Origin of the sequence: Azospirillum sp. CT11-132 (genome assembly GCF_047302835.1) — a bacterium.
GTDB lineage: Bacteria > Pseudomonadota > Alphaproteobacteria > Azospirillales > Azospirillaceae > Azospirillum.
In genome coordinates, this window is the sequence record NZ_JBGLZA010000003.1 from 877,205 (window position 1) to 898,911 (window position 21,707).

A 21,707-nucleotide genomic window follows, 5' to 3' on the forward strand; every position below is an offset into this window, starting at 1 on the left:
GGGTCGGCATCCTCCCGAATCCGGCCGGAGCGCGGCCTCGAATGAACCAGGTGGCTCCGTGGATACCCCAACCGTCGCCGCAGGTTAAGAGAGTTTACGCGGCTGCACAAAATCCGCCAGCCGACCGGCTCCCAATTCCAGGTCGGCCCAATGCAGAGTTTCGAAGACGAGGACGGCACAGGCGCCGGTCGGGAACTTGTCGGCCAGCGCATGGCGCAGCCCGTGGTCGCCGCTGCCGGTCAGGGCGTTCGCCAGCTCGTGCAGGTCCGGATTGTGCGCCACCAGCATCAGGCCGGTCGCCCTATCCGGCGCGTCGCGCAGCCGTTCCAGCAGCGTGCGGGCGCCGCACAGGTAAAGTCCCCGCTCATGCTCGACCGGTGGGTATGGCGCGCCGATGGCCGCCATCACGCGCTTGCGTGTCTCCACCGCTCGCACCGCCGTGGAACACAGGACGAGGTCGACGTGGGCGTGATGCTTGGCCAGATAGCCGCCGACCAAGGTGGCCGCCTTCTCGCCACGGGCGTTCAGCGGCCGGTCGTGGTCGCCCAGCGACGGATCGTCCCAGGAGGATTTGGCGTGGCGCAGCAGGAACAGCGTCTTCATGGCGGAAACCGGCCGGCAGGGGGGATGAGCAGGGGAGGGACAGGTTGCAGTGTTTAGCCAAATGGGAGTCCTGAAACCGTAACGCATATGGGATACTCTGTCTGCCCACCATATAACCGTCGTCGGCACCGCTGGAAGGCAGGCGCCGGCGCCCAGGGTTTCAAGATTTCAGAGGTCGACGTGACGCAACTCCAGGAACTCGATTCGGTCGGTATCGAGCCAAACGCTCCGGAACGCTTCATCAATCGGGAGCTGTCGTGGCTGGCCTTCAACCAGCGTGTCCTGGACGAGGCCGCCAACCCGAATCACCCGCTTCTGGAGCGGCTGCGCTTCCTGTCGATCTCCGCCAGCAACCTCGACGAATTCTACATGGTTCGCGTCGCCGGCCTGAAAGGGCAGGTGGCCGCCGGCGTGAAGGCGCCGAGCCCGGAGAATCTGACGCCCGCCCAGCAGCTGGCCGCGGTGAAGCAGCGCATCGCCCTGCTGATGGACAGCCAGCAGACGATGTGGCGCACGCTGAAGGGCGAGCTGCGGGAAGCCGGAATCTCCGTGGTCGATCCCAAGGATCTCAGCGAGGGCGAGCTGGACTGGCTGGAAGCCAAGTTCCTGGACGACATCTTCCCGATTCTGACCCCCATCGCCGTCGATCCCGCCCACCCCTTCCCGTTCCTGCCCAATCTCGGATTCTCGCTGGCTCTGCAACTGCATGATCCGGTCAAGGGCCGTCATATCGACGCCCTGGTGCCGCTGCCCTCGCAGTTGGAGCGGTTCCTGCGCCTGCCCGGCTCGGACATCCGCTTCCTCCAGCTGGAAAAGGTGGTGATGCAGTTCATCGACCGCCTGTTCCCGCCGTTCCAGGTCAAGGCGCACGGCGTCTTCCGCGTCCTGCGCGACAGCGAGATCGAAATCGAGGAAGAGGCTGAGGATCTGGTCCGCACCTTCGAAAGCGCGTTGAAGCGCCGCCGCCGCGGCAGCGTCATCCGGCTTGCCACCGACAGCGGCATGGCGGCCGACCTGCGCGATTTCCTGCGCCATGAGCTGAACGTCGCCTCGGACGACGTCTTCATCCTGGATGGGCTGATCGGCCTGAGCGACACCAAGCAGCTGATCGTCGACGAAAGGCCGGATCTGGTCTTCCGCCCCTTCAACGCCCGCTTCCCGGAACGAATCCGCGATTTCGGCGGCGATTGCTTCGCGGCGATCCGCCACAAGGACATCGTCGTCCACCACCCCTACGAATCCTTCGACGTGGTGGTGCAGTTCATCCGGCAGGCGGCGCGCGACCCGCAGGTGGTGGCGATCAAGCAGACGCTCTACCGCACCAGCAAGGACAGCCCCATCGTCGCCGCGCTGATCGAGGCGGCGGAGGCCGGCAAGTCGGTGACCGCGCTGGTCGAGCTGAAGGCCCGTTTCGACGAGGAGGCGAACATTCGCTGGGCGCGCGACCTGGAACGCGCCGGCGCCCAGGTGGTCTACGGCTTCGTCGACCTGAAGACGCACGCCAAGGTGTCGCTGGTGGTGCGGCGCGAGAAAAAGGCGCTGCGCAGCTACGTCCATTTCGGCACCGGCAACTATCACCCGATCACCGCGAAGGTCTACACCGACCTGTCTTTCTTCACCTGCGATCCGGCGCTGTGCCACGACGCCGCCGTCATGTTCAACTTCATGACCGGCTACGCGACGCCGAAGGTGCTGGAGAAGATCGCCATCGCGCCGATCACTCTGCGCCAGCGCCTCTTCGACCTGATCGAGGCGGAAATCGCCCATGCTGCCGCCGGCCGTCCGGCGTCGATCTGGGTGAAGCTGAACTCGCTGGTCGACCCGGTCATCATCGACAAGCTGTACAAGGCGTCGCAGGCCGGGGTGCAGATCGACATGATCATCCGCGGCATCTGCTGCCTGCGGCCCGGGGTGAAGGGGCTGTCGGAGAATATCCGGGTGCGCAGCATCGTCGGCCGATTCCTGGAGCATGGCCGCGTCATCTGCTTCGGCAACGGCCATCCCATGCCCAGCAATCAGGCCAAGGTGTTCATCTCCTCGGCCGACTGGATGACCCGCAACCTGGACCGCCGCATCGAAACGCTGGTTCCCATCGAAAACCCGACGGTGCATGAACAGGTGCTCGACCAGATCATGGTCGCCAACATGAAGGACGACGCAAGCACCTGGAAGCTGGGGCCCGATGGCGTGTACCATCGGATCAAAGCTGGCCCGGACGCGTTCAGCGCCCATAATTACTTCATGACCAACCCCAGCCTGTCCGGCCGGGGCAGCGCGCTCAGCAGCAAGCGCACGCCGCCGCGGCTTATGCTGCACGCGGTGTCCTGAGGGCGGGTGACGGGAGCGAGAGTATGAGCAAGGACAAACGCGCGGCCGCCATCCCGGGCGACGTCGGGCAGGCGGGCGCCGGCGGATTCGGCTTGGCTGCCGCTACCGAAAATGCTGGCGAGCGCGTCGGCGTGATCGACATCGGTTCCAACTCGATCCGTCTGGTCGTCTATGACGGGCTGACCCGGTCACCGCTGGCCCTGTTCAACGAGAAGGTGCTGTGCGGCCTCGGCCGCGGTGTTGAGAAATCCGGCGTGCTGAACCCCGATGGTGTCGCCCAGGGGCTGGTGGCGCTGGAACGCTTCGCCACGCTGGCCCAGGGCATGCGCGTCGGCCGTTTGGACGTGATCGCCACCGCCGCCGTGCGCGACGCCCGCGACGGCGCCGCCTTCGTCGATGCCATCCGCCGCCGCGCCGGCCTGACCGTCCGCGTCATCAGCGGTGAGGAGGAGGCGCGACTGTCGGCCATGGGCGTGCTGTCCGGCACCCCCGGCGCCGACGGGCTCGTCGGCGACCTCGGCGGCGGCAGCCTGGAGTTGGTCCCGCTCGACCGTGGCGTGATCGGCAGGCAGGTGACTTTGCCGCTCGGCCCGCTGCGGCTGATGGAGGTCGGCTCGTCCAAGGGTGGTCCGGCCAAGCTGATCGACCAGCATCTGGAATCGCTGCCCTGGCTGTCGGCGATGAAGGGGCGGCCCTTCTATCCGGTCGGCGGAAGCTGGCGCGCCATCGCCAAGCTGCATATGGAGCAGTCCGGCCATCCGCTGCACATCATCCACCACTACACTATCCCCGCCGCCGACGCGCGGGAGTTCACCGGGCTGATCGGCCGGCAGAGCCGCTCGTCGCTGGAAAAGATGGCGGGATCGCGTCGCCGGCTCGACACGCTGCCCCTGGCCGGGCTGGTGCTTGAACGGCTGCTGCGCATCGCCCAGCCCTCGAAGCTGGTCTTCTCCGCCTATGGCCTGCGCGAGGGGCACCTCTATTCGCTGCTCTCGCCGGAGGGGCAGCGCGAGGATCCGCTGATGGCGTCGGCCGCCGATTGGGCGCAGCGCTTCGTGCGGATGGGCGATCCGGCCCTGCTGATGTCCTGGACCGCCGGGTTGTTCGCCGGGGAGGACGACAACGCCATCCGCCTGCGCCATGCCGCCTGCCTGCTGAGCGATGTCGGCTGGGCCGACCATCCCGATTACCGGGCGGAGCATGCCTTCCTGCGCGTGCTGCGCTATCCGTTTCCGGCGCTGGACCATGACGAGCGGGCGTTCCTGGCGCTCGCCGCCCACGCCCGCTATTCCGGCACCATTGACGTGCCGCTGACCGCACCGGTGCGGACATTGGTTTCCGAAGGGCAGGGCATGAAGGCGCTGGTGCTGGGTCTGGCGCTCCGTCTCGCCCACACGCTGTCCGGCGGCGCTACGGCGCTGCTGGAACGTACCAGTCTGAAGGTCGGCGACGGCCGGGTGGTGCTGACCCTGCCCGACGATGGCAGTGTCCCGTCGGGTGAAGCGGTCCAGCGCCGCATCGATGCGCTTGCCAAGGCGATGAATCTCAAGGGCGACGTGGTCCAACCGTTGCGGCCGCAGGCGGCGGAATAGGGCAGGGCAGGTGGGCCGCCCGTCGACGAATGACAGGCGGCCCTACCCCGTCAGGTTCGGGTGATCGACACGCCGCCGTCGACAAGCAGCGCGGTTCCGGTGGTGAAGCTGGACGCATCCGACGCCAGATAGAGCGCCGACTGTGCGATTTCACGCGGCGTGGCGAGCCGCTTCAGCGCATGAAGACCTTGGACGAAAGCCAGAGCCTCCGGCGTGTTTGACACGGCGCGTCCCATCGGTGTGTCGGTGCCGCCCGGCAGCAGCGCGTTGGCACGGATGCCCTGCGGTCCGTACTCGGCGGCGATCACCTGCATCAGCCCGATCAGTCCGGCCTTGCTGGCCGCATAGGCGGCCATGCCGGGAAAGCCGACCGTGTGGCCGACGAAGGTCGAGGTGAAGATCAGCGATCCGCCACCACGGGCGAGCATAGCCGGAATCTGGTGTTTGGCGGCATGGAAGGCGCTGGTCAGATTGGTGGCGATCACCTCATGCCACATCTCCGCCGTCATTTCCGGAACCGGCACCATCGCGCCGGTCGTTCCGGCATTGTTGAAGGCGACGTCAAGGCCGCCGAACTGTCGCGTGGCGACCTCCACAGCTTCGCGCGCGGTGTCGGCGTCAGCGACATTGCCGGCCACGGCAACGGCATCACCGCCATTGTCCTGGATCTCGTCGGCCAGCCGTTCCAGTTCGCCGCGCCGCCGAGCCACGAGCACGAGCTTCGCGCCGTGTTCGGCAAACAGCAGCGCCGCCTCGCGTCCGATACCGGAACTGGCGCCCGTGACGATTGCAGTTTTCCCGTCGAGCTGTTTCATTGCCATTCTCCCTTGCGATGAACGGCCCGAGGGTCGCGAATTTGGTGCTGTCCGGGCTATCCGGTTCTTGCTTTCGAATTCGCAAGGCTGGAGCGGCTGATGATGGGTTTAATTTCCATAACCGTCCTTATGTGTTTTTTTGCTCACACTCACAGGCCGTATTCCCGAAGGCTGCAATAGCGATATAACGCCAGAGCATGGTTGTTGAATGACCGGAATCCATTTATCTTAAGGAAAGGTGCGTCAAGGGGTCGGATCCTCGACGCACCTGCCCGATCAGCGGTTCAGGTACTCAAGCACGAGCTTGATCACCTGCAACAGCAGGATCAGGAACTTGAGGATATCTAACATCCTCGGTCTCCTAGCGGAGCAGCGGTGGCGGCCAGCCCGTCACCGCGTCCGCACTCCGTTTATACCCAGTGGCGCTTTCTTGCGGGAGTAGAGACGAGCGGCAATTGGTCAATTTCTCGCGGAAAAATCTTAGTTGGAAAAAATGGCTCTTCGCAGCCGGAATATTGTATTTTTAGCTTGACTGACTACGGCGTGGCAATTCGGACGCCCGCTACCCATTTCCGGCGTCGCACCTTCTGACCCGGATGGATGATGTCGTTGAAGAACCAGCCCACCCCGCCCGACCAGCGTCAGGCGGTTCTATCCCAGCGCCGCAACCTCAAGATGGCCCAATCCGCCCACGCCTATGTGCGCGGCAGCACGGTTAAGTTTTACGAATGGCTTGAGCAGTCCGGCGGCAAGGTGCCGGACGGGCCGCCGGTCTGGATCTGCGGCGACTGCCATGTCGGCAATCTCGGGCCGGTCGCCAATGCCAAGGGCCGCATCGACATCCAGATTCGCGACGTCGACCAGACGGTGGTCGGCAACCCCGCCCACGACCTGATCCGCCTCGGCCTGTCGCTCGCCACCGCGGCGCGCGGGTCGGATCTGCCCGGCGTCACCACCGCGCTGATGCTGGAGCAGATGATCGAGGGCTACATGATGACCCTTGACGGAGATCTCGGCGGCGAAACCCTGCGGAAGAAGCCGTCGGTCGTCCGCGTCGGCATGCGTCAGGCCATCGGCCGCACCTGGAAGCATCTGGCCAAGGATCGGATCAAGGACATCCGCCCGACGATCCCGCTCGGCAAGCGCTTCTGGCCGCTGACCGACGAGGAGCGCGCGGCGGTGGAGGAACTGTTCGCCAGGGATCAGGTGCGCCGTCTGGTGACCGCCCTGCACTCCCGCGACGACGATGACCCGATCGAGCTTCTGGACGCCGCCTATTGGGTAAAGGGCTGCAGTTCGCTGGGCCGGTTGCGGGTTGCGGTGCTGCTCGGCGTCGGCGAGGGTCATTACGACGAGGGCGGTCTCAGCCTGATCGACATCAAGGAGGCGGTGCAGGCCGCCGCTCCCCGCGCTACGAAAAATGGCATGCCGCGCGACAATGCCGAGCGTGTGGTGACCGGCGCGCAGAATCTCTCACCCTATCTCGGCGACCGCATGCGCCCTGCCCGCCTGCTCGACCGCGCGGTATTCCTGCGCGAACTGCTGCCGCAGGACATCAAGCTCGACTTCGACCATCTGACGCGCGAGGAAGCGACCCGCGCCGCCTTCTTCCTGGCCGCCGTGGTCGGCAAGGCGCATGCCCGCCAGATGGACGAGGCGACACGCAAGTCATGGCAGGCCGAATTGGCGCGCAACCGCACCAAGAGCCTGGATGCGCCGTCCTGGCTGTGGTCCAGCATCGTCGATCTGATCGTCGGCCACGAGGCGGCCTATCTGGAGCACTGCCGCCGCTACGCCGAACGCCCGGACGGCTGATCGAGGAACCCCGTCGCCATCTCCAGGCAGGCGTCGCGGCCCGGCTGGAAATCCTCGGCGATCCACCGTTCCTCGACGCGCTTCAGCGTCTCGCCGACCGCCGGACCGCGCGGGACTCCCAATTCCAGCAGGTCGCGGCCGGCGATGGGCAGCTTCAAACCCGGCAGGTCGGCCGCCACCGCCGTCGCCCGGCGCAATGCCGTGAGGTCCAGCGGGCCGTCGTGAATGGCTGCGGCGATCAGCAGCAGGTCGCCGAACAGCTCGGCGTCGCCAAGGCGGTAGAGCGCCTGTCGCAGAGCCTTGCGGTCGCCAGCGGGCGTTAGTGCGGCCGGTGCCAAGGCGACCGGCGGCTCGACCATGGCCAGCAGACGGTCGCGCTCGTGGTTGGACAGGCGCAGCGCCTCGGCGGCCCGCAGCGCGCCCGGCCGGTCGCTGTCCAGCACCGCCGCCAGCCGGCGGGTCGGATCGGGCGTCACCCCCAGGTCGCGCTCCACCGCGATCAGCCGTTCCAGCCGGTCGGTGTCCATCGCCTCCGGCAGCAGATGGACCATGATCCCCTGCCCCATCATCAGCTGCCAGACCGAAGCCGCGCAGGGGGCCGTCAGCAGGCGGAACAGCTCCCCCCGCACCCGCTCGCCCGACAGGGTCGGCAGGCGCGGCGCCAGCTCGCGGCAGGCGGCCATCGCCTCCGCATCCGGCTCGCCCCGGCCGTAATGGGCATGGAAGCGGAAGAAGCGCAGCAGGCGCAGCACGTCCTCCTCGATCCGCCGCCGCGCCTCGCCGACGAAGCGGACGCGGCCGGCGGCAAGGTCGGCCAGACCACCGAACGGATCGAACATGGAGCCGTCCGGCGTGCAGCTCAGCGCATTCATGGTCAGGTCGCGGCGGGCGGCGTCCTCGATCCAGTCGTCGGTGAATTCGACGCGGGCATGACGGCCGAAGGTCTCCACATCGCGCCGCAGAGTGGTGATCTCATAGGGCTTGCCGCCGCACAGCGCGGTGACGGTGCCATGGGCGATGCCGGTGGGGATGACGCGAATCCCGGCGCCTTCCAGCAATTCCATCACCCGTTCCGGCGGAGCATGGGTGGCGATGTCGATGTCCTTCACCGGCCGGCCGAGCCACGCATCGCGCACACAGCCGCCGACGAAGCGCGCATCGGCGCCGCCCGACGCCAGGGCATCGAACACCGCGAGGCTTTCGGGGGAGGTCATCCAGGGTTGGGGCGACAGGCGTGCGGCAACGGTCATGGCGCGGGACGCTATCCGATTCCCGTTTCCCGTTCCACCGTTGTCAGTTTGGTCCCTCCCCCGCCTCCCGCACGGCGGCGCCCAGCACGTCGCGCAGGTTCACCAGCATGCCGGCGGTCGCCCCCCAGATGTAGCGCTGCGGATAGGGGAAGGCATAGAACCAGCGCGGCTTGCCCAGAAATTCGCGGCTGTGGCGCTGCGGGTTGGACGGGTCGAGGATGAAGGACAGCGGCACCTCGAACACCTCCGCCACCTCGGTCGGGTCGGGCGTCAGCATGAAGGGCGGCGTCACCACGCCCACCACCGGCGTCACCCGGAACCCGGTGCGCGTGACATAGGTGTCCAGCCGGCCGACGATCTCGATCCGGCCGCGCTCCAGCCCGATCTCCTCCGCCGTCTCGCGAAGCGCCGTTTCCTCCGGGCTGCCGTCCTCCGGCTCCATCCGGCCACCGGGGAAGCTGATCTGGCCGGCATGGGCGCTCAGCGTCGTCGTGCGCTGGGTGAAGATGACGGTCAGTTCCTCCGGCCTGTCGACCAGGGGGACGAGAACCGCCGCCTCGCGCAGGGTGGATGGCGGACCCATTTCCGGATTGAGGTCGTGGTCGCCCCTGATCTTGGCCGCCGTCCTGGGCGGCATCCGGTTCGAATGAACGGCATTTTCGACAGCCGCATCGGTGCTCATCGCCGGAAAGCGTCGGCGGACCTCGTCCAGACTCAGTCGCCAGGCAGCTTGCCCAGCGCGAAGAAGACCTTGTTGCTCCATAGACCCACCTCGGACTCGCCGGTTTCGGTGCGGCGCGTCTCGCTGCGCTCCACCATGTCGTAGAACACGGCCCGCAGGATAAGCGCCTCCAGCCGGCTTCTGATTTCGATGTAGGGTGCCGGCTCCCCGGTTTCAGGGTTCACGGCGACGCGGATCGGGTGTTCGGGGCCGGCCTCCACCCAATGGTCCAGGTTGGTGCGGAAGGACAGGACCTGTTCGGCCCCGCTGCCGGCCACCGTCATCTCCACCGCGACGAAGGGAGCGTCCTCCACGACGATCTTGCCGCGCTCGACCGGCGTGATCAGCCAGTAATCGCCGTCGTCGTCGCGCTTCAAAACGGTGGAGAACAGCTTCGCCAGTTCGATCCGGCGGATGGGATCGCCATTGTGGAACCAGGTGCCGTCGCGCGCAATGCGGATGTCGTACTGCTCCAGAGTCGGCGTCCGGCCCAGCGCGGCCGGCAGGTCAGACGGCAGGTCCGGCGGCGTCCCCGAAACGGTTTGTCCATCTGAGCGCTTGTCATTCGCCATCGCGTTACCGACCTTCATGGAGTTGGGAGCCGTTTTGTCCCCGGACATGCGCATTTTCGCCACACTCGACCGCTAGGTCCACCCTGTTGGTCCTGCGGCCATCCGTCCGGCGGTCCATCCGGCGGCGGAATTCGGAAAATGGGTGTCGACAAGGCGCAGGAACAGGGCCAACCATGCGGATCCCGTGTTTCACGTCACGGCAACCTTACCAAGGGTGGCCGCGACGACGACACCGACCGGCCCATCATCGGGGAGCAGCAGACCTTGAGCGCACAGGACATCCTGAGGGGGCAGCCTCCCGTGCCGGAGGACCCGCAACGGCTGATGGAGGAGATCGAGGCGCTGGGCGACCGGCTCGCCTCGGTCCGCGACCGCATCGGCCGCGTGATCTTCGGCCAGCACGAGGTGATCGACCGCACCCTGGTCACGCTGCTGGCCGGCGGCCATGTCCTGCTGATCGGCGTTCCCGGCCTTGCCAAGACGCGGCTTGTGGAAACGCTGGGCACCGTGCTGGGCCTCGCCGAAAAGCGAATCCAATGCACACCCGACCTGATGCCCGCCGACATCCTCGGCTCCGAAGTGCTGGAGGAGGGGGAAAGCGGCCGCCGGTCCTTCCGCTTCCTGCCCGGCCCGGTGTTCAGCCAGCTGCTGATGGCGGACGAGATCAACCGCGCCAGCCCGCGCACCCAGTCCGCCCTGCTCCAGGCGATGCAGGAGCACCGGGTGTCGGTGGCCGGCCAATACCATCCCCTGCCCGAGCCATTCCATGTCCTGGCCACCCAGAACCCGCTGGAGCAGGAAGGCACCTATCCGCTGCCGGAAGCCCAGCTCGACCGCTTCCTGATGCAGATCGACGTCGATTATCCGGACCGCGAGGCCGAACGGCGGATGATGATCGCCACCACCGGCTCGACCGACGAGCGCGCGGTGACGGTGCTGTCGGCCGCCGATCTTCTGACTGCACAGCGCCTCGTCCGCCGCGTGCCGGTCGGTGAAGGGGTGGTGGACGGCATCCTCGACCTCGTCCGCCGTGGCCGGCCGGAAATGTCGGAGCTGTTGGAGGTGCGCCAGCATGTCGCCTGGGGCCCCGGCCCGCGCGCCAGTCAGGCGCTGATGCTCGCCGCCCGCGCCCGCGCGGTGCTGGATGGCCGGCTGTCGCCGTCGCTGGACGATGTGGTGGCGCTTGCAAAGCCGATCCTGAAGCACCGCATGGCGCTGAATTTCGCCGCGCGGGCCGACGGGGTGACGCTGGACGACGTCATCGACCGCCTCTGCGCCCCCCTGATGTGACCCTCCGCAGCGGAGCCGCAATGCCGCGAAGCCCAACCTCCCCGCAACCGGGTCAGCTGTCGAACACCCTGTTGGCGCGCCATCGCGCGGAGGAGCTGGCGTCCGCCCTGCCGCCGCTTCTGGTCGCGGCGGAGCGGGTGGCCGCCACCGTCGCCCAGGGCGTCCACGGCCGCCGCCGTGTCGGTCTGGGCGAGACCTTCTGGCAGTTTCGCCGCTACCAGCCGGGCGACGCGCCGTCGATGATCGACTGGCGCCAGTCGGCCAAGACCCAGCCCGTCTATGTCCGCGAGAATGAATGGGAGGCGGCGCAGAGCGTCTGGCTGTGGCGCGACCGCTCCGCCTCGATGGATTTCCGCTCCGCACCCGGGCTGCCGACCAAGCGCGAGCGGGCCGATTTGCTGACGCTCGCCACCGCTGTCCTGCTGGCCCGTGGCGGCGAGCGGGTGGCGCTGCTGAACAGCGGCGTGCGCCCCGACCATGGCAAGACCGCCATCGACCGCATCGCCCGGCTGATGACCGACCCGCGCGCCGCGGCGGCACCCGACCCGCTGCCGCAGGTGGAGCCCCTGCCCCGCCATGCCCAGGCGGTTCTGTTCGGCGACCTGCTGTCTCCCCTGCCGGAGATCCACGCCACCGTCGCCGGGCTGACCGGCCGCGGCCTGCGCGGCCATCTGGTCCAGATCCTCGATCCGGCGGAAGAAACGCTGCCCTATGACGGCCGTGTCGATTTCCACGGCATGGAGGGTGAAACGAACCTTCTGGTCCCCCGGGTGGAGGCCGTCCGCGAAGCCTACCGCGAGCGGCTGAAGGCCCAGCAGGACGGGTTGGCGGCGCTGGCCCGCACCGCCGGCTGGAGCTTCGCCGTCCATCGCACCGACCGTTCGCCGCAATCAGCGCTGCTCACCCTTTGGGGTGCAATGGCGATGGAGGCGGTGTGACGCGCCGGCCGACCACGTCACCCCCTTGCCCTTTCCCCTCTTGAAGACGCGCCAATGCTGGGTCTAGGACCGATCGCCTTCGCCGCCCCCTGGGTCTTGACCGCACTGGCAGCCCTGCCGGTCCTGTGGTGGCTGCTGCGCGTCACGCCGCCGGCGCCGCGCACCATCCGGTTCCCCGCCATCCGCCTGCTGCGCGACCTGACCGCGCAGGAGGAGACGCCGGCCCGCACGCCCTGGTGGCTGCTGCTGTTGCGGCTGATCGTGGCGGCGCTCATCATCCTGGCGCTGGCCGGGCCGCTGCTGAATCCGCGCGCAGCCCTGCCCGGTGGCGGGCCGCTGTTGCTGGTGGTGGACAATGGCTGGGCCGCCGGACGCGACTGGCCAACCCGCAAGCGCACGATGGACGAGCTGATAGCCCAGGCCGACCGCCAGCAGCGCCCGGTGATCCTGCTGCCCACCGCCCCGCCGGCCGATGGCCAGCCGATCCATGCCAGCGCCATCGTTCCGGCGCAGGAGGCGCGCCGTCTGGCCCAGGCGATGGTCCCCCTGCCCTGGCCGACCGATCGCGCCGCAGCGCTGGAGGCCCTCAAGGCGGTGGCGACGCAGGCCAATGGACGCGGTTCCATCCACGCGGTTTGGCTCAGCGACGGCGTCGGCGACAACCAGGCCGCCGCGCTGGCCGCCGGATTGCAGCGGCTGGGGTCCGCCGACGTTCTCGACGATTCCGCCGAGCATCCACCGCACCTGCTTCTGCCGCCGTCCAGCGAGGGCACCGCCCTGACCGCCCGTATCGTGCGCGCCGACCCGTCCAAGCCGGAACCGGTCACCGTCCGTCTCGGCGCCACCGACGGCCGGCTGCTGACCCGCCAGACCGTCGCTTTCGAACCCGGCCAGAAAATGCGCGAGGTGCGGCTGGATGTGCCGACCGAACTGCGCAACGACGCCGCCAGCCTGCGGGTGGAGGGCGACACCACCGCCGGCGCCACCGTCCTGCTCGACGAACGCTGGCGCCGCCGTCCCGTCGGCCTCGTTTCCGGCCGGTCGGAGGGGGAAAGCCAGCCGCTGCTGTCCGACCTCTATTACCTCGAACGTGCGCTGTCGCCCTACAACGAGGTGCGGCGCGGCGAGACGCTGGACCTGCTGAAACGCGATCTGGCCGTGCTGATCCTGTCCGACATCGGCGCCCTGACCGGTACCGAAGTGCAGGACATCGAGGATTGGGTGAAGAAGGGCGGCGTGCTGATCCGCTTCGCCGGCCCGCGTCTCGCCCAGCATGCCGACACGCTGGTGCCGGAGCGGTTGCGCATCGGCGACCGCGCTTTGGGCGGTGCCCTGTCCTGGTCGGAGCCGGCCCGGCTGCAGCCCTTCCCGCCCAAGTCGCCCTTCGAGGGGCTGACCATCCCGCCCGATGTGCAGGTAAACCGGCAGGTGCTTGCCGAACCGGCGCTGGATCTGGCCGACCGCACCTGGGCGAGGCTGGCCGACGGCACGCCGCTGGTCACCTCGCAGAAGCGCGGCGACGGCTGGGTCGTGCTGGTCCACACCACCGCCAGCCCGGACTGGTCCAACCTGCCGCTCTCCGGCCTGTTCGTCGACATGCTGCGCCGTCTGGTGGCGCTCAGCGGCGGCGTGACGGGAACGGCGGCGACCGCCTCGCTCGATCCGGTGGAGGTGCTGGACGGCACCGGCCGGCTGGTTCCGCCGCCGCCGACCGCCTTCCCGATCCCCGGCAACGCCACCGCCGACGTGATCGGGCCGCGCCACCCGCCGGGATTCTATGGCACCGACGATGCGCGGCGCGCGCTGAACCTGACCGCCGACGTCACCACCCTATCCCCGCTGCCGCCGATGCCGGCCGGGGTCGGGCGCGACGGCTATGGCGCCCGCGGCGAGGTTCCGCTGAAGCCGTCGCTGCTGGCGGCGGCGCTGGCCCTGCTTTCCATCGACCTGCTGATCGCGCTGGCCCTGCGCGGCCTGCTGCGCCCGCCGCGCCTGCGTCGTGGCGCCGGGGGTGCCGCGGCCGGCCTGCTGCTCGCCCTGGCACTGACATCGGCACCGCAGGCCGCCCGCGCGCTGGATCAGGACAAGGCGGTCAAGGTGACGGAGGAAACCTACCTCGCCTATGTCCGTACCGGCGACAGCAGCGTCGACGACACCGCCCGCGCCGGACTGGAAGGGCTGGTCAGCGTGCTCGGCCTGCGCACGGCGGTGGAGGCCGCGGGCGCGGTCAGCGTCGATCCCGAACAGGATGAACTGGCCTTCTATCCCCTGCTCTACTGGCCGGTGTCCGACCGGCAGAAGCCGCTGTCCGATCAGGCGCGCCAGCGGGTGAACGAGTACATGCGCAACGGCGGCACCATCCTGTTCGACACCCGCGATCAGTCGCCGGGCGGCGGCCCCGCCGTGCTGCAGACTCTGGTGGAGGGGCTGGACATTCCGCCGCTGGCCCCGGTTCCGCAGGACCATGTGCTGCGCAAGTCCTTCTACCTGCTGTCCGACTTCCCGGGCCGCTATGCCGGTGGCCAGCTGTGGATCGAAGCGCGGGAGGGGATGGCCAATGACGGCGTTTCCTCCGTCGTCATCGGCGGCAACGACTGGGCGTCGGCCTGGGCGGTCGGCCGCAACGGCCAGCCCCTGTTCGCCGTGATCCCCGGCGGCGAGCGCCAGCGCGAGATGGCCTATCGCTTCGGCGTCAACCTCGTGATGTACGCGCTGACCGGCAACTACAAGGCCGATCAGGTCCATGTGCCCGCCATCCTGGAAAGGCTCGGCCAGTAAATGCCCGTCGATCTGCTCTCCGGACTTTCCGTGGCGCTGGCGCCTCTGCTGCCCTGGCCGGTGCTGGGCGCCCTGATCGGCTTTGCCTTTCTGGTCGTGCTGGTCGCGGCGCTGCGCCGGGCGCGCGGCACATGGCTGCGCCTGCTGGCGGTGGCGGTTCTGGCGCTCGCGCTCATCAACCCCTCGCTGGTCCAGGAGAAGCGCGACCCGATCAAGGACGTCGCCGTCGTGGTGATCGACGATTCGCCGAGCCAGGCCATCGGCGATCGCCGCGCCCGCACCGAACGCGCAGCCGAACAGCTGACCGAGCGGCTGAAGCGCTTCGACGATCTGGAGGTGCGCGTCGTCCGCAGCACGGAAGGTGCGGACAATGGCGGCTCGATCAACGAGACCCACCTGTTCGACGCGCTGAATCGCGCCATGGCCGACGTGCCGCGCCGCCGCATGGCCGGCGCTGTCTTCATCACCGACGGTCAGGTGCACGACGTCCCGCAGGTGCCGGGCAAGCTGGCCGACATCGGCCCGATCCACACCCTGCTGACCGGCGACCGCGACGAGGGCGACCGCCGCATCGCCATCGTGCAGGCGCCGAACTACGGCATCGTCGGCAAGCCGGTGGAACTGACCATCCGCGTCGACGACATGCCCGGCCACCAGTCCGCCGACGCCGCGGTGACGCTACGCCAGGATGGCGGCACGCCGGGGACCATCCGCGTGCCGGTCGGCCGCGACGTGCGGGTCGACCTTCCCGTCACCCATGGCGGCCAAAATGTGCTTGAGCTGGAGGTCGAACCGGCGAAGCAGGAACTGACGCTCGCCAACAACCGCGCGGCGGTCGTGGTCAACGGCGTGCGCGACCGGCTGCGCGTTCTGCTGGTCTCCGGCGAGCCCCATGCCGGGGAGCGCACATGGCGCAACCTGCTGAAGGCCGACCCGGCGGTCGATCTGGTCCATTTCACCATCCTGCGCCCGCCGGAAAAGCAGGACGGCACGCCGATCCGCGAGCTGTCGCTGATCGCCTTCCCGATCCGCGAACTGTTCGAGGTGAAGCTGGACGAGTTCGACCTGATCATCTTCGACCGCTACCGCCGCCGTGGCGTGCTGCCGCAGATGTATCTGGAAAACATCGCCGACTATGTCCGCAAGGGCGGCGCCCTGTTGGAGACCTCCGGCCAGGGCTATGCCGGCCCGCTGTCGCTCTACCGCACGCCGCTGGGCTCGATCCTGCCGGCGGCGCCCAGTGGCCAGACGGTGGATCGTCCCTTCCTGCCGACCGTCACGGATGTTGGCCGCCGCCATCCGGTGACCGCCGGGCTTCCCGGCGACCGGCTGGATGCGCCGCCGACCTGGGGCCGCTGGTTCCATCAGGTCGATGTGACGCCGAACAACGGCACGGTGGTGATGCAGGGCGCCGACAACCGTCCCCTCCTGGTGCTCGACCGCGTCGGCAAGGGCCGGGTGGCTCAGCTCGCCTCCGACCAGATCTGGCTGTGGAGCCGCGGCTTCGAAGGCGGAGGCCCGCAGGCGGAGCTTCTGCGCCGCCTCGCCCACTGGCTGATGAAGGAACCGGAGCTGGAGGAGAACGACCTGCGCGCCCATGTCGACGGCAACCGCATCACGGTCGAACGCCGCTCCCTCACCCCCGATCCGCGCTCCGTCACCATCACCGACCCGTCGGACCAGACCAGCACGCTGCAACTGACCGACGACCGCACCGGCCGCGCCATCGCCACGGTGACCGCCGCTGCCCCCGGCATCTACCGCATCTCCGATGGGGAACGGACGACACTGGCCGTGGTCGGTGCGGTGAACACGCCGGAGTTGGCCGACGTCCGCTCCACTGGCGACCGCATGAAGCCGGTGGCCGAGGCGACCGGCGGCGGCATCCATTGGGTGACCGACACCGACAGCGGCCCCAATCCCGGGATCGATGTGCGCCGCACGCAACCCGACCGCAGCCAGACCGGCTCCGGCTGGATCGGCCTGCGCGCCAACGGCGACTATACGGTGACCGGAGTGACCGACGTGCCGCTGCTGCCGGTGGGCGCGGTGCTGGCCCTGGTGCTGGGCGGACTGCTGATGGCATGGCGCCGGGAGGGGCGTTGAGAGGTCCTCCGGATGTCTGATTTGGCAGTGAAAATTTTCTGAAAACAGCCTGTTGCGTTCAGCCGGGCTTCCGATTATGGTGCCGCTCCTTCCGGCGATACGAACGATCGCCGCGCCGGTTGGGGCGTCGCCAAGTGGTAAGGCAGCGGTTTTTGGTACCGCCATTCCCAGGTTCGAATCCTGGCGCCCCAGCCAATTTTCTTTCAATCCAAAAACCGGCAAAATCGTTTCAGGCATCGGCCCAGTTGGCTTGCTTCCTGCCAATCCTGAAGACTGTGTCGAAGCTCCGAAATTTCAACGTTCTGCCAAGTTACCCAAACTGCACGCGCATTGTCGGTTCTGATCGTCCCGTGGCTTCGTAGCGTGGTGGTTGGAAGCGCGGATGAGACAGCCGCGCTCTTGCACCCGCTTTCTATTCCTGTGTGAAACCTTTCAATTCGTCCGCTCGTTCCGCTGTCATATGCAGCATGCACGAGTTGCTCTCGATACGAGCCATCTGCCCTTCGCCCCCGGCCAGGAAGCCGCAGTTCAAATCGCGAAATTTGATCCAGGCACGCTGTGCCTCCTTAAGCTCCTGCACACGCTTGCCTTCAAGCTGTTTTGTTGCAGCTTTGTAGGCGGCGTTCAGGCGCTTGTCCTGCTGTTCGTATTCAACCGTCATGCAGTCGATCATCGAAAAGGTTGCGCCCCCACTATTCTCCATACAGGTAGCATAGGAGGGTGTCAGATTTTTGGACTCAGCGAGTGCCGAAGACGCGACGGTTGCATACAGCCCCAAGGTAACGACGACCAAAACGGCACGATTCATTTATCTCTCCAGTTGGTGCATAATCCGAAAAACCTCGGCGCAACTGGAGTATGCAAAGACACGCAGATGGAGTCGAGGCGGGACTTCATCCTGATAGCGCTACAACTCGCTCAAACAAGTGGGCTAAGCCGCGCTTTCCGCCGGCTCCAGCAGCATGACCAGCGTGTAGGCGGATCGGCCGCCGGGGCGCAGGGTCAGCTGTTCCAATGTCAACGGCCCGTCCAACGGATGGTCGAAGCGGCGCAGGCCCCCTTCCCGCTCCAGCACGCCATGGTCTTCCCACATCCTTGAGAAAAGCGTGCTCTCCCGCCGCAACCCGGCGACCAGCGCCTGCACCGCCGGGTCTTCGGGATGACGGGCGGTTTCTGCGCGGAACTCCGCCAGCAGGCGACGGGCGCGATTGTCCCAATCCAGGATGAAGCTCCGCGCCGTGGGATCGAGGAAGACGTAGCGCAGCAGATTGCGCTCTGTACCCCCCTGCCCCAGCCAGCCGCCGAACAGACGCTCCGCCGCAGGATTCCAGCCGACCGCCGTCCATAGCCGGTCGAGAAGATAGGCCGGAGCGGTCATCGCTTCCAGCGCCGCCAGCAGCGACGGCGGCGGGCGATCCATTAGACCGGCCGGCGGCGCATCCGGATCGCGCTTGCGCGTCATTTCGAACAGATAGGCCCGTTCCGCCGTGGTCAGGTGCAACGCCTCGGCCAACCGGGCCAGCGCGGCGGACGAAACCGATACGTCCCTCCCCTGTTCCAGCCAGCTGTACCAGGTCGGGCTGATGCCGCAGAGCTGCGCCAGTTCCTCGCGCCGCAGGCCGGGTGTACGGCGGCGGGTGGAACCACCCTGCAAACCGGCTTCCGCCGGAGTCAGCCGCTCGCGATGGCGGCGCAGGAAGGCGCCGAGCAGGCGCCGGCGTTCTGCGGACGGATCGGCGGCGGGAGCAGTGATTTCAGAGGTCGCAGAGGTCATGGTGGCAGTATTTATACCAGGATAACCACCCGCCTTGTACCCGGTTGAAATCGGCGCGACGCTTGCCCCATCAGCCACCCCGTCACAAGGAAGCCCCCATGACCCAAAGCCACCATGGCGTCATCGCCGAGAATTACGGCCCGCGCGCCGACGCCTATGTCTCCAGCGCCGTCCATGCCGGCGGTGCCGACCTCGAGCAGATCGAACAGGCTCTGCGCGGCCGATCCGACGCGCGGGTGCTGGATCTGGGCTGCGGTGGTGGCCATGTCAGCTACCGCGCCGCGCCGCATGTGGCGGAGGTAACGGCCGTCGACCTGACGCCGGAGATGCTGGAGGCGGTGACCCGTACCGCGGCGGAGCGCGGCCTGACCAACATCGCCACCCGGCAGGCCGCAGCCGAGCGGCTGCCTTTCGATGACGGCCGGTTCGACGTGGTGCTCTGCCGCTTCACCGCCCACCATTGGCGTGATTTCGAGGCGGGCCTGCGCGAGGCGCGGCGGGTGCTGGCGCCCGGCGGCACCGCGATCTTCATCGACTGCATCGCCCCGGCTGCCGCCGTGCTGGACACCCACCTGCAGGTGGTGGAGGTGCTGCGCGACCCCTCCCACGTCCGCAACTATACGGCGGCGGAATGGATGGCGGCCCTGGCTCGGGCGGGCTTCGCCGTCCGGTCGCTGACCCCGCGTCGCCTGCGCATGGAGTTCCCGGTCTGGACCGCCCGCACCCGCACGCCCGACCTCCATGCCCAGGCCATCCGTTCGCTCCAGCGCAGCGCGGCGGCCGAAGTCCACAACCATTTCGACATCACCGACGACGGCAGCTTCCTGCTCGACACGCTGACGCTGGAGGTCGATGCGGTTTAGCAAGCCGGAACGGCCTGTTCCCGCCGGTCGAGCGCACCGCTCGCCAGCGTCAGGACCAGACCACCCAGCACGAACAGTCCGCCGACCCAAGGCGTGGCGCCGAGACCGAGCGGGGAGGACACCACCTGCCCGCCGAAGAAGGCGCCCGCCGCGATGCCCAGGTTGAAGGCGGCGATGTTCAGCGCCGACGCCACGTCGACCGCCCCCGGCGCATGGCGCTGCGCCAGCTGGACGACATAGAGTTGCAGCCCCGGAACATTGGCAAAGGCCAACGCCCCCATGCCCGCCAGCGTGACCAGCGCCGGGATCTTGGAATCCGCGGTGAAGGTGAAGACGATTAGAACCAGTGCCTGCAGGGCGAATAGCCAGGCCAGCGCCCGCACCGGCCTGCGGTTGGCCAACTTGCCGCCGACGAGGTTGCCGACCGCGATGGCGGCACCATACAGCACCAACACGAGGCTGACGGTGGCGCTGGAGAATCCGGTGATCGTCTCCAAAATCGGCGCCAGGAAGGTGAAGGCGACGAAGGTGCCGCCATAGCCCAGTGCGGTGATTGCGAAGGCCAGCAGAAGGCGCGGCTTCGCCAGCACGCCAACCTGCACACCCAAACCTGCGGCCGGCGGCTGGCTGAGCCGTGACGGAACCAGCGCCGCGACGCCCACCCCGCCGACGACGCCCAGCCCCGACACCGCCAGGAAGGTGGCGCGCCAGCCGAAGGTCTGGCCGATCCAGGTACCGAGCGGAACGCCGGTGACGATGGCGATGGTCAGGCCGGAGAACATCATGGCGATCGCGGAGGCACGCTTGTCCTCCGGCACCAGATCGGCGGCGATGGTCGACCCGACCGAGAAGAAGACGCCATGGGCGAAGGCGCTCAGCACCCGCGCGACCAACAGCGTTTCGTAATTGGGGCTGACGCCGGCCAGCAGGTTGCCGGCGATGAACACCCCCATCAGCCCGAGCAGCAGCGGCTTGCGCGGCACCCGGCCGGTCAGCGCGGTCAGCACCGGCGCCCCGAAGGTGACGCCCAGCGCATAGACGCTGACCACCATACCGGCCAGTGGCAGGCTGACATCCAGGTCGTTCGCCACGGTAGGAAGCAATCCGACGACAACGAACTCGGTCGTCCCGATCGCATAGGCGCTGATCGCCAGCGCCAGCAGTGCGAGAGGCATTTCAAAACTCTCCATTCCAGGAATGACTGTGCTGGGGAGACGATGTGCGCCATAAGGTCGGGAACGGGAATGCCCACCGCATTCCCATGATTTTGTCATTCAGAGACAAGGTGAGAGCGGAGATGCCAGCATGAGCGATCCACGCGCCTGGGAAATGCGGGTGTTCCTGCGGGTTGCCGCCCGCGGCAGCTTCAGCGCCGCCGGCCGTGATGTCGGGATGACGCCATCATCCACGGCGAAGTTGATCGGGCGGCTGGAAGAACGGCTGGGCGTGCGGCTGGTCGAACGCTCCACCCGCAAGCTGCGGCTGACGGCCGAAGGGGAACTCTACCGCGAAAGGGCGGACGCGCTGCTGGCGGAGATGGACGCGCTCGACGCGGAAATCGCCGGCGGGGCCCGCGCGCCGACCGGTCTGATCCGCGCCAATGCCTCGGTCCCGTTCGGCCAGCATTGCCTGCTGCCGCTGCTGCCGGAATTCCTGCGCGACCATCCCGGCATCACGCTGGACGTGACGATGACCGACGAGGTGGTCGACCTCTATGCCGCCCGCGTCGATGTCGCCTTCCGCGCCGGACCATTGAGCGATTCGGCACTGCTGGCCCAGCGGCTGGGCGTCGTCCGGCGCCGGATCGTCGCCTCGCCCGCCTATCTGGAACGCAAGGGCGTGCCGATGTCCGCTGCCGACCTTGAGACGCATGACTGCCTGGGCTTCAACTTCCGCCGCGCCGCCGCGGTCTGGCCGCTGAAATCCGGCGGCCGTCTGATCGACCGCGAGGTGCCGACCCGCATCCTGGCAAACAATGGTGAGACGGTGCGCCATATGGCACTGCTCGGCCTCGGGCTGGCGCGGCTGGCCGATTATCACGTCCGCGCCGATCTGCGCGAGGGCCGGCTGGTGGCAGTTCTGGACGACGCGCTGGTCGACACCGAGGAGATCCACGCCGTCTACACCGGCCGCGACCGTGCGCCGCGTCGCGTCCGCGCCTTCCTGGACCACATGGCGCCGCGACTGCGGGCGATGCTCGCGGATTGATCGGCCCGAAAAAGAAATCGGCCGGATGACAGGCATCCGGCCGATGGATCCTAC

General features: G+C 67.9%; 17 protein-coding genes and 1 tRNA gene. 10 read left to right on the plus strand and 8 right to left on the minus strand.

The window, feature by feature from the left end:
• Positions 1 to 84: 84 nt before the first annotated feature.
• A complete protein-coding gene (locus ACCD06_RS09900) occupies positions 85 to 603 on the minus strand; it encodes a SixA phosphatase family protein (protein WP_136705614.1) in 519 nt (172 codons plus the stop codon).
• A 180-nt stretch (positions 604 to 783) separates the two neighbouring features.
• Between ACCD06_RS09900 and ACCD06_RS09905 the strand changes: the two genes are divergently transcribed.
• Entirely contained in the window at positions 784 to 2,931 is a 2,148-nt protein-coding gene (locus tag ACCD06_RS09905; protein WP_109154617.1) for an RNA degradosome polyphosphate kinase, read from the plus strand.
• Positions 2,932 to 2,954: 23 nt separating this feature from the next.
• Positions 2,955 to 4,523, plus strand: coding sequence for a Ppx/GppA family phosphatase (locus ACCD06_RS09910; protein ID WP_413340374.1), 1,569 nt, complete (start codon positions 2,955 to 2,957; stop codon positions 4,521 to 4,523).
• A 50-nt stretch (positions 4,524 to 4,573) separates the two neighbouring features.
• On the opposite strand, the gene ACCD06_RS09915 is transcribed toward ACCD06_RS09910, so the two are convergent.
• Entirely contained in the window at positions 4,574 to 5,338 is a 765-nt protein-coding gene (locus ACCD06_RS09915; protein ID WP_413340376.1) for an SDR family oxidoreductase, read from the minus strand.
• A gap of 609 nt (positions 5,339 to 5,947) precedes the next feature.
• Between ACCD06_RS09915 and ACCD06_RS09920 the strand changes: the two genes are divergently transcribed.
• Positions 5,948 to 7,153 carry a DUF2252 family protein gene (locus ACCD06_RS09920; protein ID WP_247882749.1) on the plus strand — a complete coding sequence of 402 codons (1,206 nt, stop codon included), beginning with the start codon at positions 5,948 to 5,950 and terminating at the stop codon, positions 7,151 to 7,153.
• On the opposite strand, the gene ACCD06_RS09925 is transcribed toward ACCD06_RS09920, so the two are convergent.
• From ACCD06_RS09925 to ACCD06_RS09935, 3 genes are read right to left on the minus strand one after another with little or no spacing between them, the layout of a single operon-like run.
• On the minus strand, positions 7,129 to 8,403 hold the full coding sequence (locus ACCD06_RS09925) for a CCA tRNA nucleotidyltransferase (RefSeq protein ID WP_413340378.1): 1,275 nt from the start codon (positions 8,401 to 8,403) through the stop codon (positions 7,129 to 7,131). The genes ACCD06_RS09920 and ACCD06_RS09925 overlap by 25 nt on opposite strands.
• A gap of 43 nt (positions 8,404 to 8,446) precedes the next feature.
• Positions 8,447 to 9,085 carry a CoA pyrophosphatase gene (locus tag ACCD06_RS09930; RefSeq protein ID WP_109075664.1) on the minus strand — a complete coding sequence of 213 codons (639 nt, stop codon included), beginning with the start codon at positions 9,083 to 9,085 and terminating at the stop codon, positions 8,447 to 8,449.
• Positions 9,086 to 9,117: 32 nt separating this feature from the next.
• Positions 9,118 to 9,696, minus strand: coding sequence for a DUF1285 domain-containing protein (locus tag ACCD06_RS09935; RefSeq protein WP_109075722.1), 579 nt, complete (start codon positions 9,694 to 9,696; stop codon positions 9,118 to 9,120).
• A 324-nt stretch (positions 9,697 to 10,020) separates the two neighbouring features.
• Between ACCD06_RS09935 and ACCD06_RS09940 the strand changes: the two genes are divergently transcribed.
• The 5 genes from ACCD06_RS09940 to ACCD06_RS09960 all read left to right on the plus strand — a co-directional run bounded on the left by ACCD06_RS09940 (position 10,021) and on the right by ACCD06_RS09960 (position 17,003).
• Positions 10,021 to 10,986 carry an AAA family ATPase gene (locus ACCD06_RS09940; protein WP_109075721.1) on the plus strand — a complete coding sequence of 322 codons (966 nt, stop codon included), beginning with the start codon at positions 10,021 to 10,023 and terminating at the stop codon, positions 10,984 to 10,986.
• Positions 10,987 to 11,006: 20 nt separating this feature from the next.
• On the plus strand, positions 11,007 to 11,924 hold the full coding sequence (locus tag ACCD06_RS09945) for a DUF58 domain-containing protein (RefSeq protein ID WP_413340380.1): 918 nt from the start codon (positions 11,007 to 11,009) through the stop codon (positions 11,922 to 11,924).
• A gap of 54 nt (positions 11,925 to 11,978) precedes the next feature.
• Positions 11,979 to 14,702: a DUF4159 domain-containing protein gene (locus tag ACCD06_RS09950; RefSeq protein WP_413340382.1), complete on the plus strand. Its 2,724-nt coding sequence runs from the start codon at positions 11,979 to 11,981 to the stop codon at positions 14,700 to 14,702.
• Complete coding sequence (locus tag ACCD06_RS09955) at positions 14,703 to 16,808, plus strand: glutamine amidotransferase (RefSeq protein ID WP_413340384.1); 2,106 nt, start codon at positions 14,703 to 14,705, stop codon at positions 16,806 to 16,808. It begins immediately after the preceding gene.
• A gap of 120 nt (positions 16,809 to 16,928) precedes the next feature.
• Positions 16,929 to 17,003 (plus strand) — tRNA-Gln (locus tag ACCD06_RS09960).
• 217 nt (positions 17,004 to 17,220) lie between these two features.
• Here ACCD06_RS09960 and ACCD06_RS09965 read toward each other — a convergent pair.
• Together ACCD06_RS09965 and ACCD06_RS09970 are read right to left on the minus strand one after the other, a co-directional pair.
• Positions 17,221 to 17,616, minus strand: coding sequence for a lysozyme inhibitor LprI family protein (locus ACCD06_RS09965; protein ID WP_109075660.1), 396 nt, complete (start codon positions 17,614 to 17,616; stop codon positions 17,221 to 17,223).
• Positions 17,617 to 17,739: 123 nt separating this feature from the next.
• Entirely contained in the window at positions 17,740 to 18,582 is an 843-nt protein-coding gene (locus ACCD06_RS09970) for a helix-turn-helix transcriptional regulator (RefSeq protein ID WP_109075659.1), read from the minus strand.
• 98 nt (positions 18,583 to 18,680) lie between these two features.
• Between ACCD06_RS09970 and ACCD06_RS09975 the strand changes: the two genes are divergently transcribed.
• Positions 18,681 to 19,445, plus strand: a complete 765-nt coding sequence (locus ACCD06_RS09975; protein ID WP_413340387.1) for a class I SAM-dependent methyltransferase — start codon at positions 18,681 to 18,683, stop codon at positions 19,443 to 19,445.
• Here ACCD06_RS09975 and ACCD06_RS09980 read toward each other — a convergent pair.
• Positions 19,442 to 20,620 (minus strand): MFS transporter, encoded by a 1,179-nt coding sequence (locus ACCD06_RS09980; protein ID WP_413340389.1) that lies wholly within the window; start codon positions 20,618 to 20,620, stop codon positions 19,442 to 19,444. The two genes, ACCD06_RS09975 and ACCD06_RS09980, sit on opposite strands and share 4 nt — an antisense overlap.
• Before the next feature lie 130 nt (positions 20,621 to 20,750).
• Between ACCD06_RS09980 and ACCD06_RS09985 the strand changes: the two genes are divergently transcribed.
• Complete coding sequence (locus tag ACCD06_RS09985) at positions 20,751 to 21,653, plus strand: LysR substrate-binding domain-containing protein (RefSeq protein WP_413340391.1); 903 nt, start codon at positions 20,751 to 20,753, stop codon at positions 21,651 to 21,653.
• Positions 21,654 to 21,707: the final 54 nt, after the last annotated feature.

Bases quoted from the DNA above. Each gene is read 5' to 3' on its own strand.
- ACCD06_RS09900 (WP_136705614.1), bottom strand. From the start codon at position 603: ATGAAGACGCTGTTCCTGCTGCGCCACGCCAAATCCTCCTGGGACGAT.
- ACCD06_RS09940 (WP_109075721.1), top strand. From the start codon at position 10,021: ATGGAGGAGATCGAGGCGCTGGGCGACCGGCTCGCCTCGGTCCGCGAC.
- ACCD06_RS09980 (WP_413340389.1), bottom strand. From the start codon at position 20,620: ATGCCTCTCGCACTGCTGGCGCTGGCGATCAGCGCCTATGCGATCGGG.
- ACCD06_RS09975 (WP_413340387.1), top strand. From the start codon at position 18,681: ATGACCCAAAGCCACCATGGCGTCATCGCCGAGAATTACGGCCCGCGC.
- ACCD06_RS09970 (WP_109075659.1), bottom strand. From the start codon at position 18,582: ATGACCTCTGCGACCTCTGAAATCACTGCTCCCGCCGCCGATCCGTCC.
- ACCD06_RS09910 (WP_413340374.1), top strand. From the start codon at position 2,955: ATGAGCAAGGACAAACGCGCGGCCGCCATCCCGGGCGACGTCGGGCAG.
- ACCD06_RS09985 (WP_413340391.1), top strand. From the start codon at position 20,751: ATGAGCGATCCACGCGCCTGGGAAATGCGGGTGTTCCTGCGGGTTGCC.
- ACCD06_RS09915 (WP_413340376.1), bottom strand. From the start codon at position 5,338: ATGAAACAGCTCGACGGGAAAACTGCAATCGTCACGGGCGCCAGTTCC.
- ACCD06_RS09930 (WP_109075664.1), bottom strand. From the start codon at position 9,085: ATGAGCACCGATGCGGCTGTCGAAAATGCCGTTCATTCGAACCGGATG.
- ACCD06_RS09950 (WP_413340382.1), top strand. From the start codon at position 11,979: ATGCTGGGTCTAGGACCGATCGCCTTCGCCGCCCCCTGGGTCTTGACC.
- ACCD06_RS09935 (WP_109075722.1), bottom strand. From the start codon at position 9,696: ATGGCGAATGACAAGCGCTCAGATGGACAAACCGTTTCGGGGACGCCG.
- ACCD06_RS09955 (WP_413340384.1), top strand. From the start codon at position 14,703: ATGCCCGTCGATCTGCTCTCCGGACTTTCCGTGGCGCTGGCGCCTCTG.
- ACCD06_RS09965 (WP_109075660.1), bottom strand. From the start codon at position 17,616: ATGAATCGTGCCGTTTTGGTCGTCGTTACCTTGGGGCTGTATGCAACC.
- ACCD06_RS09925 (WP_413340378.1), bottom strand. From the start codon at position 8,403: ATGACCGTTGCCGCACGCCTGTCGCCCCAACCCTGGATGACCTCCCCC.
- ACCD06_RS09945 (WP_413340380.1), top strand. From the start codon at position 11,007: ATGCCGCGAAGCCCAACCTCCCCGCAACCGGGTCAGCTGTCGAACACC.